10 protein-coding genes and 1 pseudogene are annotated in these 14,514 nt (G+C 40.2%); all 11 read right to left on the bottom strand.

The annotated features are described in order from the left end of the window. Positions 1 to 7 precede the first annotated feature (7 nt). The gene (locus KBW69_RS16185) at positions 8 to 640 is read right to left on the bottom strand and encodes a sugar transferase (RefSeq protein WP_257281521.1); all 633 of its coding nucleotides are present in this window, start codon (positions 638 to 640) and stop codon (positions 8 to 10) included. Continuing rightward, positions 633 to 1,862: a glycosyltransferase family 4 protein gene (locus tag KBW69_RS16180; RefSeq protein WP_257281520.1), complete on the bottom strand. Its 1,230-nt coding sequence runs from the start codon at positions 1,860 to 1,862 to the stop codon at positions 633 to 635. The genes KBW69_RS16185 and KBW69_RS16180 overlap by 8 nt, the downstream gene beginning before the upstream one ends. A gap of 57 nt (positions 1,863 to 1,919) precedes the next feature. Further along, positions 1,920 to 3,788 (bottom strand): heparinase II/III family protein, encoded by a 1,869-nt coding sequence (locus KBW69_RS16175; protein WP_257281519.1) that lies wholly within the window; start codon positions 3,786 to 3,788, stop codon positions 1,920 to 1,922. A gap of 182 nt (positions 3,789 to 3,970) precedes the next feature. After that, complete coding sequence (locus KBW69_RS16170; RefSeq protein ID WP_257281518.1) at positions 3,971 to 5,977, bottom strand: bi-domain-containing oxidoreductase; 2,007 nt, start codon at positions 5,975 to 5,977, stop codon at positions 3,971 to 3,973. Positions 5,978 to 6,110: 133 nt separating this feature from the next. Then, entirely contained in the window at positions 6,111 to 7,496 is a 1,386-nt protein-coding gene (locus KBW69_RS16165; protein WP_257281517.1) for a hypothetical protein, read from the bottom strand. 90 nt (positions 7,497 to 7,586) lie between these two features. Further along, entirely contained in the window at positions 7,587 to 8,528 is a 942-nt protein-coding gene (locus KBW69_RS16160; RefSeq protein ID WP_257281516.1) for a hypothetical protein, read from the bottom strand. An 11-nt stretch (positions 8,529 to 8,539) separates the two neighbouring features. Beyond that, positions 8,540 to 9,235, bottom strand: coding sequence for a hypothetical protein (locus KBW69_RS16155; RefSeq protein ID WP_257281515.1), 696 nt, complete (start codon positions 9,233 to 9,235; stop codon positions 8,540 to 8,542). Between the two features lie 437 nt (positions 9,236 to 9,672). After that, a complete protein-coding gene (locus KBW69_RS16150) occupies positions 9,673 to 10,689 on the bottom strand; it encodes a hypothetical protein (protein WP_257281514.1) in 1,017 nt (338 codons plus the stop codon). 297 nt (positions 10,690 to 10,986) lie between these two features. Then, the gene (gene wecC / locus KBW69_RS16145) at positions 10,987 to 12,240 is read right to left on the bottom strand and encodes a UDP-N-acetyl-D-mannosamine dehydrogenase (protein ID WP_257281513.1); all 1,254 of its coding nucleotides are present in this window, start codon (positions 12,238 to 12,240) and stop codon (positions 10,987 to 10,989) included. An 87-nt stretch (positions 12,241 to 12,327) separates the two neighbouring features. Further along, positions 12,328 to 13,446 (bottom strand): non-hydrolyzing UDP-N-acetylglucosamine 2-epimerase, encoded by a 1,119-nt coding sequence (wecB, locus tag KBW69_RS16140; RefSeq protein WP_257274207.1) that lies wholly within the window; start codon positions 13,444 to 13,446, stop codon positions 12,328 to 12,330. A gap of 131 nt (positions 13,447 to 13,577) precedes the next feature. Further along, a pseudogene (locus KBW69_RS16135) lies at positions 13,578 to 14,510 on the bottom strand (IS630 family transposase); the annotation flags it as partial. Positions 14,511 to 14,514: the final 4 nt, after the last annotated feature.

The raw sequence follows: 14,514 nt of genomic DNA, 5'->3' as shown, positions 1-14,514 counted from the left end.
AACTGTGTTAGCCTTTCTTACTATTTAACTCTTGATTAGTAAGGTCTTTATCAGACCCGGTAAAGAATGGCATTGTTGCATGTTCTTGTGCACTAATATCTTTTTTAAGTAGCACCTTCTTTATAGTCAAAAACAAAATCTTTACATCAAGCCAGAATGATTGATTCTCAACATACCATATATCGAGTTTAAATTTATCATCCCAAGATATAGCATTTCGACCATTAATTTGAGCCCAACCTGTAATTCCAGGTTTAACCTCGTGTCGTCGATACTGTTCTTTTGAGTACAGCGATAGGTACTGCATCAATAAAGGTCTTGGACCTACCAAGCTCATATCACCTTTTAAAACATTCCAGAGTTCTGGTAGCTCGTCCAGGCTTGTTGCTCGCAACCAGCGGCCGAAATCTGTCATTCGTTCGCAATCTGCCAAAGGAAAACCTTGTTCATCATAGGCATCGAGCATGGTACGAAACTTGACCATCTCAAAAGGTTTGCCGTCTTTACCTGGACGAGTTTGACGAAAAAGAACAGGGCTACCCATAGATTTTCGAATTTTTAAATAAATTATACCAATAACAGGGCTGAAAATAATCAAGCCAACAAACGAACCAAAAATATCTATGAGACGCTTAAGCATTATTAGAACTTCCTGTGACCAGCCAATCAGCAAATTGCTGTGATAGTTTACTTCTATCAAACCTTTTTTTTGCTAGTTTACTAGCAGCTGCACTCATCCCAAGTAACTTTTCACGATGATCTGCCAAATACACCAGCGAATCTGCAAAAGCTTTAGCATCTTCAGGCGGAACTGTAAGTCCACAATCATTTTCATTAATCATATCTGCCAGCCACCCTGGGTAGTTATTTAGCACAGGAAGGCCACAGGCAATATAATCGAAAAATTTATTGGGTGAAGTGCCATAATAAAATGCTGGTACATTTGCAAGGACTTGCAAACCTACGTCAGTCGCAGCCATTAATCCAGAAAGTTTTTCTTTACTAACAGGATCATGAAAAATAATATTATCCAAGCCTTCCTGTTTAGCACGTCTTATCATTTTTTCTTTAACTTTACCTTGGCCGATAAGAACGAATTTAATATCATTTCTACCATCTTTCTTTAAAACCAGAGCTGCATCAAGAACTGAATCCAGACCATTGGCAATACCATGAGTCCCCGCAAAAACGGCCATTAAATCAGTATCCTTTACTCCTGATGGACGCCAGCTTTTAGCATTTGCATTACCAAAAAGTGTCAGATCACAACCATTTGGAATCATGGCAATTTTATGACGTGGAATATTCAGTCGGGCAATACCATCGACTATTCCCGGAGAGAGGCCAATCAACCGATGAGCACTTTTATAGGCTGCCCATTCTAGCCTTCCCATAGCCCAAAGCACTATAGGGTTATTAATGACACCCATCTCTCTGGGTAGTTCGGGCCAAAGATCGCGCACCTCAAAAACAAACGGCTTACCACGCAACCAACGAGCAATAATACCGGGTATGGCTGCTGTCAGAGGAGTACTGGTGGCAAACAACAAGTCATAGTGTTCAGAAAGTGCAACGCTAATACTTTTCAGGGCAAACTTGAAAAAAAGGGTTGTACGTTTAACAAAGCCATCCTGATTGGAATATTCAAGTTGGAACTCTATAACATTGATTCCATCCACCATACCCCGACGTACACCTTTGTCAAAAGGTTGTTCCAACCCGGTATGTCCACCACTGTATGAACCGCAAACCATAGTGACCTGATGGCCTTTTTCAACCAGTCGTTTGGCCATTGCATAGGAACGAATACCTGCTGAACCTTTTGGCGTACTAAAATGTTGATGGAAGTAAAGAAGCTTCATTTGATAAATGTTGTATATAGATTTTGATTTTTAAAAATTGAATTTGTGACTTCTTTGTCATTCAAACACGAAAATAGTCTCAATAGTTGAACAGGTATTAACTTCAACTTCCAGAACTGGCAGCGGCGTCTTTTCACCGTAGTGACGTGACTCAAAACCGGTTATTAGTTCGATACGTGTTAATGTTGAATGACTGTTAATTGTTAATCGAATGCCATCAAGGGAAAGCTGATTATCATCTAAAGACCAATTACCAGGCATCAACCGCCAACGAAGCACTGCATTTTCATTAAATCCCTTGATCTTATCAGTCACTATTAAGCAACCGGAACCCAAGGTAACTTTGCGATAGTGTTCAGCACCCCAAGCATCACGATAGCCACAAGACCAAACTTGGGTTCCTCTTTCATAAGTGATACTGGAAACCTTAAATGGCTCTGACCAATCACTAAAAAGAAAACGACTAACTTTGGGCATTTGATCCCTGTTATCAAATTGTACAGTGCTGTGGCTTGCTGTACCGGGAAAATAACTCTGCCAAGGTTCACCTGTGTTATAGCTAAAACTACCACCGTCACGAATAATATTTTTACCCTGATGCCAGAGATCAAGATGGAGCAGATCAGCCTGATTAGGCCTAAAACGAAAACGTGGGTAACGTAAATAAAGCTCAGTATCAGAAGCAAGATCACTAAGAAAGCAATACCCACCTTGATCAAAACAATTGGAAAACCGCACAAGGTAATGGGTATCTTTTACATCAATACCAAGCCATGACAAAGATTGGTCCCAGGCACCAGGGGGATAAGCCCGGTGTTTATTAAATAGAGCACTGGCCAACTGTACAGAAGGCCGAAAATCACGGTAATCGGTATCTGAGAGCACAAATAATCGTGCACCGTCATTAGCTCCAAGATTGGGTGCATCACCGGTTGCTGGTTGGGTCATCATGCACAGCCACTCAGTAGCCGCTTTTAACTTTTGATAGAATGTGCAGCTGAAAGCCGGTTCTGACAATTGCTTACGCCAGAACTCAACCATACTGTAGGTATCTAACATGACCCTGTGATAATTCACCGAGTACTGAGAAAAACTGCCATCGTTTTCGATAAGCTTGTTAACTCGATTCTCCAACCATCTCCGACCCACTTTAGCAAAGTGTTCTGCATCGAGCCTATCCTCTGCTTTAACAAGCGTAATGGGTAGTTGTTGAAGCCAGATACCAGCGATAAAAAGTGCAGCAGCTTCACTGGTACCGTGGTTATTATCCTGTGCCATAGCATATGCCAAGGTGGGTGCTATCCGATGACAATGTGCCAGCACAAAATCAACCATAACTGATTTGGGTTCTGAGTGCTCACCCAAAATAAAAGCCGCCAGCAGTGTCTGCATCACTCTTATTGATGCTTCCTGCCCACACTTCCAGTTCGGCCCGCCATTGACTGGATTTTCCCGACACCAATCTATAAGCCAGTGATTAAGCGCATCTAGATAGCGAGTCTCTTGGGTATGACAAAAGGCTCTTGCTAAAACAAGCAACCAGTCAAAACGAGAAAGCTCCCATACTCGCTTGATATCACCAACTTCTGGATTGAAATCCAAAATAGCTGACCAGTGCGTCGTTGCATTACCTGCCTCAACACCCTCAGGAGTACAACGCCATTTCGGAGGAACGGGTAACTGCACAGTCTGGCAGGAAAAAAAAGTAAACTTGCCAGACAAGAGTTCGTCAGCCTGTTGTTGAATCGCACACTTATCACCAAAAGCACGATTAACGCAATCACCACGAAACAGAGGTTTGACCGGTAAAAAAGAAACTGGCATCTGTTTTTGGTACAACCCTGCCTTTTTTTTCAAGCGATAAAACAAAACATCGGCGAGATTTACAATACCGAGTTTTCTGTAAGTATTGATTTTATTGAGCACGAATTCTTATAAATTTAGAAATTGAATTTGGAAACAGGTCAAATCATTGAATATTGTAGAATTGACATTTAATGCTTTCCCTATTTCCATATAGTCAGAACAAAATTGAAAGCTGATAACAGCTGACTTCGCTCTTCGACAGCCACAGCAGTCAGCGCTACAGTAGCAAAGAGTTGGAAAACCTAACCCTCACGCAAGGCATCAACCACATCCACCGTTACTCGTGCCACCTCAATAATTTCTTCCAGTGGAATTGGTGCAGGCCTTCCCTCACGAATAGAGTTTAGAAATGCCTCAGCACAAGCTTCCTGACCTTTGTTCTGTTTATTCAGATTCATCTTTCTAAATCCGGGCCAGTTGTAGCCGGTCATCCTGCGGTAATTGTCGATCTGTAGGGTAGCACCGGCAGCGAATACTTCAATACGCTCTTTGGGGAAACTGCTACCACCATTAGCAAGGTAGTGGATCACACCAAAAGAGCCATCAGCAAAATTCAACATAATGGCTGCTTTGTCTTCCCGAATCGCCACCGAAGGCACGTTACCAACCTGGGTGGACTGATAACTGGTTATAGGACTGCCCGCGAGGTACCGCATTAGATCAATATAGTGACAGGCTTCACCTAATATACGTCCACCGCCGACAGCTGGATCCTGAGTCCAGTGATCAGCCGGAATAGCTCCCGCATTCATGGTCATTATAAAAGACTTGGGTTCTTTTATAGCATCCAACAGAGTTTTCATTTTCTGAATCTGTGGGGAGAAGCGTCGATTATAACCAACCATCAAACGCGGCTGAATTTCCGCTACGCCCAGCGCTTCAACTATACCGTCGATTTCATCATGATTGAGAGCCAGTGGCTTTTCTACGAACACATTTTTGCCTGCTTGCAAAGCCTTAGCGACAAAAGCAGCATGGCTGTTGTGCTGAGTGACAATGGTGACGGTATTGATAGCAGGTTTAGCCAGCATGTCATCAACAGAGGTGGAAGCCTCAGTAAAACCAGCCTTCTTGCCATGATGAACACCACTTACACCTCCGCTAGTAACAATAGTGTGAAATTTTGCCCTGGCTTTTTCAAACGCAGGGATAAGAATACGTGATGCATAATTGCCAGCTCCAATAAACCCGCATACCGGATCATTGGGGTGATAAACCGATGCCTCATCAGACAACATCACCCGTTCAACGCGCAACGCCTCAAACGTTTGCTGCGGATACTGCAAAAGTATACCCAATGTATTCGGTTCATCCGTTAAGGTTTGATAGGCTTTCAGGGCATCATTAAAAACAAACCGATGAGAGATCAATGGCTTCATATCCAGCCTCTCATCCGCCATCATATCCAGAATGGCTTCAAAGTTGCGCTGCTCAGTCCATCGGACAAAACCCATTGGATAGTCCTGCCCCTTTTCTTCATAGTTGCTATCGTAACGCCCTGGACCGTAAGAGCAGGAAACCTGGAAAGTGAGCTCTTTTTCATAAAAGTCCGCCCGGCTCAGATTAAGCCCGGTAACCCCTACCATAATAATGCGGCCACGTTTACGACTCATGCGTGCAGCTTGAGTCACTGGATCATTAGATTTAGTGCTGGCGGTTATCAATACGGCATCCACGCCTTTACCCCGGGAAAACGCCATACCTGCCGCAACTGGGTCTTCACCCTGAGCAAGATTAACCGTTTCAGCACCAAACAACCGAGCCAGCGCCAATTTATCTTCATCAAAATCAACACCCAGTACCCGACAACCTTGGGCACGAAGCAGCTGAACCGTCAACAAACCAATTAGACCAAGGCCGGTTACCACCACGCATTCACCCAGCGTTGGTTGGGCCAGTCGAACGCCTTGTAAGCCAATCGCTGCAAGGACGGTAAAGGCTGCCGATTCATCGTCTACATTATCTGGAATCTTCGCACACAGGTTCTGTGGCACCCGCACAATATCTGCATGAGGGCCATTACTGACCACTCGGTCACCAACAGAAAACCCTGTAACACCATTGCCCGTTTCAAGTACGACACCCGTATGGCAATAGCCTAATGGCAATGGCTGATCCAGTTTCGACTTGATGGCATCCAGTGTGGCAGCCAAACCATCGGTACGCACTTTTTCGATCACCATTTTTACTTTGTCTGGCTGCTGTCGTGCTTTTTCTAATAGGTTGGCCTGACCGAATTCAACTAGCATACGTTCCGTGCCAGCAGAAATTAGCGACGTTTTACTTTGTATTAATAGCTGGCCGGTTTTAGATTTGGGAGACGGAGCTTCAACCAGTGTGGTTTCACCGGTGGACATGTTTTGGAGGATTTGGTACACAATCTTAATGCTCGATATTGTTAACAACAGCTTTGAATTTACCGGTTGAAGATTTTTCTATTTGATCAACATAGTAAAAATCAACCAAAAGTTGGGGGCAGATAATGTCCTTGACTCTTTGACGCAGTATTTTTTCTAACGAACCAATATTTTCTCCAGAGCGTAGTTTTATACGAATGGCGATTTTCTTTAATTCGTTTTGCACAACCTGAGCTTCTTCGATATCACCGGTATCTTTAAATAGATAGTCAAAACGCATTACCTTTCTACCATCAACTGTCAGCACATAGTCATCAACTCGACCTTCTATACTATGAAAAACCTTACTATGCCTACCGCAAGGGCATTTAAAGTCATCAGGCATAGCAATAGCAATATCTCCCGTGTCATAACGCAACAATGGAAAGGCTTCGTTATAAAAGCCTGTACCAACTAGGCGCCCCCTCTTTCTACCGTCTGGTAATGTTACTTCATCAATAAGTTCCACATGGCAAAACTCAAAGTCCTCATGGTAATAGCCATGTAAGCACTTGGATAGGTTACAGTTGCCTTCCGTTAGCCCATACTGATCGGTGATAATTGCACCAGTAAATATAGACATTTCATCCTTTTGGTAATCAAGGGTGTTTTCTGCACCACAAAAGATGACTCTCGGTTTTGAACTTTCATTTAGTGCAAGACCAAAACTATTCGCTAGCCTAGATACTTCAGAGATAATGCTTGGATAACCACTATAAAATACAGGTGAAATAGTATTCAGAAACTCAACGATGCAACCAATGTTTTTTCCATTAATATGCTGCATATTAATGAGATATTGATTCTGGGCTTTATTGTATCGCCAGAAGGGAGGCTTAACCTGTTTACTAGGTACAACCAGCTTTCCTGTAAAATTTACACTTAAGTCCTTATAGCTCACGCCAAATCTGTGCCTGTGTCGAAACCATACCCCCCACTGCATGGCTGTATCATTGTATGTTTTAATCATGCGCAGAGCTTTACCTGTAGTCCCACTTGTTTTTATGAGGTAGTTTTGAGTGGTTGTTTTATTATGCAAAGAAGCGTAATTATTAACAACAGTCTCCTTAGTCAAAATAGGCATTTCTGAAAGCACATCATAAGGATTAGTAACAATCTTGCTCAAATCTTTAGTAATGAATTTTGAATAGAAAGGTGTTTTCACTGACCAAAAAATAAGGTTTGTAATTTTTTGCTTTTTATAATATTCAATTTGATTTTTTCCAAGCCACTCTTTGCATATCAGATCAGAAAGAAAAAATCTGAACTGATCGTTAAATCTCTTTTTGCTTTCAATATAACCGTACATTGTACAGAATAGATTTTGCAGACAAACAGGTGACTTCTGATATATTATTTCTTTAATATTCATGAATAAAATTTAATTAAAAATTTACTTAATAAATAACCTGAAGAGTTAGTTCACCACAAGATATTTGCACAAAGTTTTTTTAATCTTGTACTAGATTGAACTCAGGAAGCCTATATAGCTATCAATAGAATCAATTTCCTGCCTACCTAAATGTGGCTTCTGATCATTTAAGGATGTTTTTATTTTTTTAATAAAATCAAGGTCGTCCATAAATCTGTATAAAGTGACACCTCTAGGTCTTTCTACTACATCGCTAGCAAGGACACGAATATTAAGTGCTTGAGACTCCAGTATTGCAATTGAAGTCCCATCAATTGATGTTGGTCTTATATACAGATCAATAGAGCAAAGTAAGCTTGGAAAATCAACCTCACCTTTCAGATAAATAATTTTGTCTTTTACAACATCAGAAATGGTTTTGACATCATTTAAGTATTGTCCGCTTAAATCCTGAAAAACCAAATAAACATTATCAGGAAATGAGTGTAAATTTTTTAAAACAAACTCAACGCCATAAATATCATTCTGTTTGAATTTTGTTTTTGTATGGGCATATAAGAGGATATATTGACACCCATCCTTTCGATCGAAGTAAGACGTATCATTGATGTTAAAACAGAAACCTTCCCTGTATATGCAAGGTGATTTCAAGATCGGCTTGTTAGGAGAAAAACTTTTTATGGTATCATACACACCCTTATTCCAAACTATAACGCCATCAGAGAAATAAACAGATAGCCTATTAAATAAATTTCGAAATCCTTCTACTTCATAAACAGATCCATGTACAGTAAATATGTTTTTTTTAAAAAATAATTTCCCTAGTAACGTTAAAAGAAAACGCTTCCATTGGATAGAGCAATTTGCATGAAGAAAAGCTTCTCTACCCTTTTTAATCACGCCAACAAAATCCAAGCCTTGACACAAAACAATATTAATATTCTTAGCTTTTAGAGAATTAGTTAAATTTTCAACTGATTTTGTTACTCCACCAATAGGTGGTGATACCTTACCAAAAATTACAACTTTCATTATAAATATACTTAAGTGGTTATAATCGACTTATTGTATAGAAAAATAGCAAATACTATTGCGAATAAAGACGTAATAATATTAGCCAGACAAGGCTCATACAGGAAACTGATTATTACTTTCGTTATGACTAGAAAAAGTCCAATGACAATGGGTAAAAAAAAACTGCCTGCTTGTATAAGCGAAGTAGCAACAAGCATTGTTACGTAAATAGAAAAAACAAATATCGACAAAAATAGGATTTCAATTAGATTAATTTGTGGAATTTTTAATATATTTAAAAAATCAACGAAAAAGACATTTAAAAAACATAAGACTGCAGCGATAGAGAGAAAGCCAAGAAATACAGGAAGAATAAAGTTTCTATACTTAACTTCCTTCTTATCTAGAATCATCTTTCTTATCTGATCAAAATTAAAAGTACATAATCCAAAAAAAGCTACAAATATAGACAAATAAAACAAGTAAGAAGTAACGAAATCTACGCTTTGATTATCTGCAAAATCTTGAATATATAACCTGTCCATACCCGCCAAAATAGTAAAAATTAGGAAATAAAAAAAAGAACCCAGTGATCGTATAGATTCATCGATTAATTTCGACGCTTCTTGTAAAAAAGACCTTACATTAAAATGATAAAGTAATAGATTTTTACTAAATATCAAAACAGCCATCAGTGTAATACTATAAGCTAAAATGGAAGCCATTAATCTTACTGTAAGATTAATATCATCTTTAGACAGTAGCCATGAAAAAAAAAGAAGAAGTAACTCAAAAAAATATACTAAAGATAGGTTCTTCTGTGAGCGATAAATTCCATGGTTTATAGCACAATCTACATAAAAAAATCGTTCTAGAATTCTGAACGATAAATAAATTAAGATTAGAAAAGTGCTCGTGCTGTGCATCAAGCCTATTGGCAACAAAACTAAAAGGAGTATAAATGTTACATTTAAAACGCTGCTTAATCGTAAAACTCCCCTCCAAATTGAATTAAGAACTGGCTGAATAACGCAGGTAAGTAAAGATAAAATAAATATTATTTCATTAAATCTCACATATACTTCTTCACCTCCAAACGTCAGTGTTAAAAATACGCTTAAAAATAGTAACCCTTGTTGAAACAGTCTTAAAACAAAAATGCTCAAATATTTTTCCTTAACTTAGTATTAAAGAAAAAACCAAGAATTGTTCCAAATAAAATTCCAGAAAATGGTGCCCTTAGTGGCGTGTTAACATTGAATGAAATTAAAATAATTACACACATTACAATAAGAAGAGAATATGTACTTCCATCTTTATAGTCGGAGTGCATAGCAGCCTTCACGCCATTACTTACAGAGTGAATTATAACAAGTAGAAAAACAACCGTGCTTATTAGACCTCCTCTTAAAAACACCTCAAGAAACTGATTATGTGGTGTTCTAAAGTCACCTACTATCATGGAATAGCCTGTACCCCAAAAAATATTTAAATCTTCCCCTGTTTCGCTAAAAACCTTATTGATAGCACTCAATCTACCAGCGGAAATATCACCTGAATGTGCAATGCTAATAAATTTATTTATTAGCACGGATTCACTCAGCATTCCAAGCCAAAAAGATGAGGAAAAAACTAGAACAATAACAACAAAAGCAGCACCACAAGTGTAAATCAGGGCTCTATAATACTCACCGCTTTTATAAAGATATTGTATGTAAGACAATAGGCCAATACTTGATATTAAAACCGATTCCCTTGAGCCTATGATTAAAATATCTACAAGAATGATTGCTGAATAGACTTTGTTTTTTTGAAATAGTGAGATTATAAATATGCAACTAAGAATGGTCGGATAATAGACTAGTTTTTGATAAATCGAAAAAAAACCAAAAATACTGTCTTCCCCCCTGAATGCAAATGCTTCTAAAAAACCATACGATTCTATGGAGGCTACTATATGTAGTATGCAAAAGAATGTAGATATAGCACAGGTCAATCTTAGACATTCCGCTAGGTCTATTTCTTTATTAACATAAAGTTCACTTATAACATATCCGACACAATATGAGAGTATGAACGGAACTATAGAAATAAGATATAAACTAGGGTCTGCATTTTGACTAAGTATAGAAACAAAAAGAAATGATAATGTTGAGAAGATGAGAAAAATAAAAATCAATTGACTGTCTTTGTACAGTAATCTTTTAATATATCTTAATCGAAATATGATAACAAAAAATAGCACATAAAGAGAGATGGGGAGAGTAAATGAGCCATCGAGACTAGTACCCTGGAATACGCCCTCACCTGGAAAATAAAAAACAGGTATAATTATACATATAAGATAAAATTTTATTAACCAATTTTTCCTGTCAGTCATCATTTTTTGAGCTTAATTTTATACTTAATTTAATAATAGAAAAATCGTGGTAAAGTCTTTCATTGTGCATCGCATAAGCTTGCCGCGATTATTTTATTAAACCCAGATACCCCTAGTATCAACCGTATAACCAACCGAAGGTTTAAATCGCTTGAATTGATAATGATCAACCAACAGTACATATATATCCGCTTTGGTAAATGCTGTATCCAGATTCACCAGCTCAAAATCTTCTTTCAGGGATTCTACATTCGGCTCAACGACAATTACTTTACAATCTAAGGTATTAAACAGTTCTCGGGTAATCTGCAGTGCCGGGCTTTCCCGTAAATCATCAATATCTGGCTTAAACGCCAAACCAAAGCAGGCAACAGTAACCTCTTCCCGCTTTTTATTGGGATGGTCTGCCAGAAGTTGCTCCACTTTCTGTTTAACTTTTTCAATTACCCATGCAGGCTTACTGTCATTTGTTACCCGTGCCTGGCGAATCAGCCTGGCCTTTTCTGGTGTTTTGCTGACAATAAACCAAGGGTCAACAGCAATACAGTGACCACCTACACCAGGACCTGGTTGTAGTATGTTCACTCGTGGATGACGGTTTGCCAGTTCAATCAATTCCCAAACATTGACATCAAGCTCGTCACAGATCACAGACAGTTCATTGGCAAAAGCGATGGATACATCTCTGGATGCGTTCTCGGTGAGCTTTGCCATTTCTGCAGTGCGAGCATTGGTGATAATGCATTCACCCATTACAAAGGTTTTATAGAGTTCAACCGCTTTTTGGGAGCTTTCGCGGTTAATACCGCCGATGACCCTGTCGTTCTCTACCAGTTCTTTTACCACATAGCCCGGCAGAACTCGTTCAGGGCAGTGGGCAATATATAAGTCACCATTCTCTTTTTCACTGAACGGTACCAACAGATCCGGTCTGGCATCTGCAATCCACTGCGCCATTTGTTCTGTGGCACCCACCGGTGAGGTGGATTCCAGTACAACCAGATCGCCTTTTTTAAGTACCGGAGCAATGGCTTTGGTTGCCGATTCAATATAAGAAAGGTCTGGTTCGTACCCCTCTTTGAAAGGAGTTGGTACTGCCACCAAAAAAGCATCTGCAGGTACAGGTGTTATTGTTGCCCGCAGATAACCAGCAGTAACAGCAGCACTCACCAGCATGTCCAGATCGGGCTCAACAATATGGATTTTACCATCATTGATGGTGTCAACAGCCTGCTGGTTCACGTCCACCCCAATAACGTTCATCTTGCGGGAAGCAAACATGGCCGCTGTAGGTAGGCCTATATAACCAAGACCTATTACTGAAACTGTTTTAAATGTTGAGTCATGCATTGTTTTTGTATCCAGGAATGGGTGATTTTTGTCCTAAACCAACCCATACGAAAAGCCGCATAACGGCAGCAAAAAAGAAGATAAAAATTATGAATTGATCAGATGACCGATAATTCTGTCGCTGGCTTTACCATCCCCATATGGGTTCTGGGCTTTGCTCATTTTTTCGTAGATTTTGCTGTCATTCAGCAAAGTAGTAATGGTATCAATAATTCTTGAAGAATCCGTACCAACCAATTTGACGGTACCTGCCGTTACCGCTTCTGGACGCTCTGTTGTGTCACGCATTACCAACACTGGCTTACCAAGAGACGGAGCCTCTTCCTGAATCCCACCAGAATCGGTCAGGATAATATCCGAACGGTTCATTAACCAAACAAAAGGCAAGTAGTCCAGTGGTTCGATCAAATGGATATTATCAATGTCACTCAACAACCGGTTAACGGGTTCCCTGACATTTGGATTCAAATGTACCGGGTAAATGATCTGTACGTTGGGTTTCTGCTTGGCTATTACTGCCAGTGCTTCACAAATGCGCTCGAAGCCATCACCAAAACTTTCCCGGCGATGACCAGTAACCAGAATAATCCTGGAATTGTTGGCAATAAAATCAAACTGATCTGAGAAACGTGATTGAAGCTCATGATCATTTTCCAGTTTATTTTTTACTTCCAACAGCGCATCAATGACTGTATTACCAGTAATCAGGACATTTTCTTTCGCAACGTTCTCGGCTAGCAAGTTGGCTTTCGCACTTTCCGTGGGCGCAAAGTGCCATTTAGCAATAGCTGTAGTAATTTTTCGGTTCGCCTCTTCTGGCCACGGTGAATACAAATCTCCAGTCCTAAGGCCTGCTTCAACATGCCCCACGGGTATTTGCTGATAAAATGCAGCCAGTGAAGTTGCCAAAGTTGTTGTAGTATCACCATGCACCAAAATCGCATCTGGCTTACACTCGCGAAGAACGGATTCCATACCTTTTAGAATATTGCTGGTTATATCGGTCAATGTTTGACCTGGCAGCATGATGTTCAGATCATAATCTGGTTCTATTTCAAATAACTTCAATACTTGGTCAAGCATTTCCCGATGTTGCGCTGTCACACAAACTCGGGCTTCAATTTTGGGGTGTGAATATAATGCTTTGACGACAGGCGCCATTTTAATGGCTTCAGGACGTGTACCAAAAACGATCAAAACTTTCATAATTTTCCTTAACCCGGAAAATGACACCATATCTTAGCGGTCATTTTCAAGGCAGATGACGTCTAAACTCATGCAGCTAAATCGCACTTCTGCTTATTCACTACTCACCATAATACCGCCGACAATACCACCTAATGTAGTGCGTCGTTCTTTTTGCAACTTAACCGGCGATTAGCCCGTACGACTTTTTCTAAGATGTCATTTGCCTTAGCAGTCCAGATAAACGGCTTGGGATTTTGATTATGTTTTTCAATATATTCATCAATCGCGCTGACTAGCTCTGGCACACTGATAAACACACCACGGCGTAACCGCTGACTCGTGAGATCCCGAAAAAATCTCTCAACCATGTTTAACCATGATGCTGACGTTGGCGTAAAATGCATATGAAAACGAGGATGTTTTTCCAGCCACTCTCGCACCTTCGGGTGTTTGTGAGTCGCATAGTTGTCGCAAATCAGGTGCAGCTCTTTGTCTTTTGCCGTTTCCCTATTTATCTGTTTAAGAAACTTCAACCATTCCACATGAGTATGACGCTGCTGGCACTGACCGATGACAGCACCATCAAGCACATTCAACGCTGCAAAGAGAGTGGTTGTACCATGTCGTTTATAATCATGAGTCATTGTTGCGGCACGCCCTCTCTTCAACGGTAAACCAGGCTGTGTTCGATCGAGCGCCTGAACCTGACTTTTTTCATCACAGCACAGCACCAACGCATGTTCAGGAGGAGACAGATAAAGTCCGACAATATCTTCAAGCTTCTCCACAAATTTCGGGTCTCGGGACACCTTGAATGTCTTTTCCAGGTGAGGCTTGAGGCCATATGCATGCCATATCCTGCGAACACTTCTTTCACTGATACCGCTAACAGCAGCCATAGTTCGGGTGCTCCAGTGAGTGGCATTTTCCGGAAGGGTGTTTGTGGTCAGACTCACAATCTCAGCGGCATCAATCTGCTTTTTACGGCCACTGCGAGCTCGATCCTGTTCAATCCCGGAGAAGCCTTCCTGGGCATATCGGTCACGCCAGCGGCACGGCAGAATCATGAAAGTGCCTGCCCAACAA

It is taken from the genome of Endozoicomonas sp. ISHI1 (assembly GCF_024606225.1).
Classification (GTDB): domain Bacteria; phylum Pseudomonadota; class Gammaproteobacteria; order Pseudomonadales; family Endozoicomonadaceae; genus Endozoicomonas_A.
Note: the sequence above shows the minus strand (reverse complement) of the source record. Positions and strands in the feature narration are given on the sequence as shown.

What these genes read in the sequence shown, in the direction of transcription:
- KBW69_RS16185 (WP_257281521.1), bottom strand. Translation starts at nt 640, where the DNA reads ATGCTTAAGCGTCTCATAGATATTTTTGGTTCGTTTGTTGGCTTGATT.
- KBW69_RS16180 (WP_257281520.1), bottom strand. Translation starts at nt 1,862, where the DNA reads ATGAAGCTTCTTTACTTCCATCAACATTTTAGTACGCCAAAAGGTTCA.
- KBW69_RS16170 (WP_257281518.1), bottom strand. Translation starts at nt 5,977, where the DNA reads ATGCTAGTTGAATTCGGTCAGGCCAACCTATTAGAAAAAGCACGACAG.
- KBW69_RS16165 (WP_257281517.1), bottom strand. Translation starts at nt 7,496, where the DNA reads ATGAATATTAAAGAAATAATATATCAGAAGTCACCTGTTTGTCTGCAA.
- KBW69_RS16160 (WP_257281516.1), bottom strand. Translation starts at nt 8,528, where the DNA reads ATGAAAGTTGTAATTTTTGGTAAGGTATCACCACCTATTGGTGGAGTA.
- KBW69_RS16155 (WP_257281515.1), bottom strand. Translation starts at nt 9,235, where the DNA reads ATGGCTTCCATTTTAGCTTATAGTATTACACTGATGGCTGTTTTGATA.
- wecC (WP_257281513.1), bottom strand. Translation starts at nt 12,240, where the DNA reads ATGCATGACTCAACATTTAAAACAGTTTCAGTAATAGGTCTTGGTTAT.
- wecB (WP_257274207.1), bottom strand. Translation starts at nt 13,446, where the DNA reads ATGAAAGTTTTGATCGTTTTTGGTACACGTCCTGAAGCCATTAAAATG.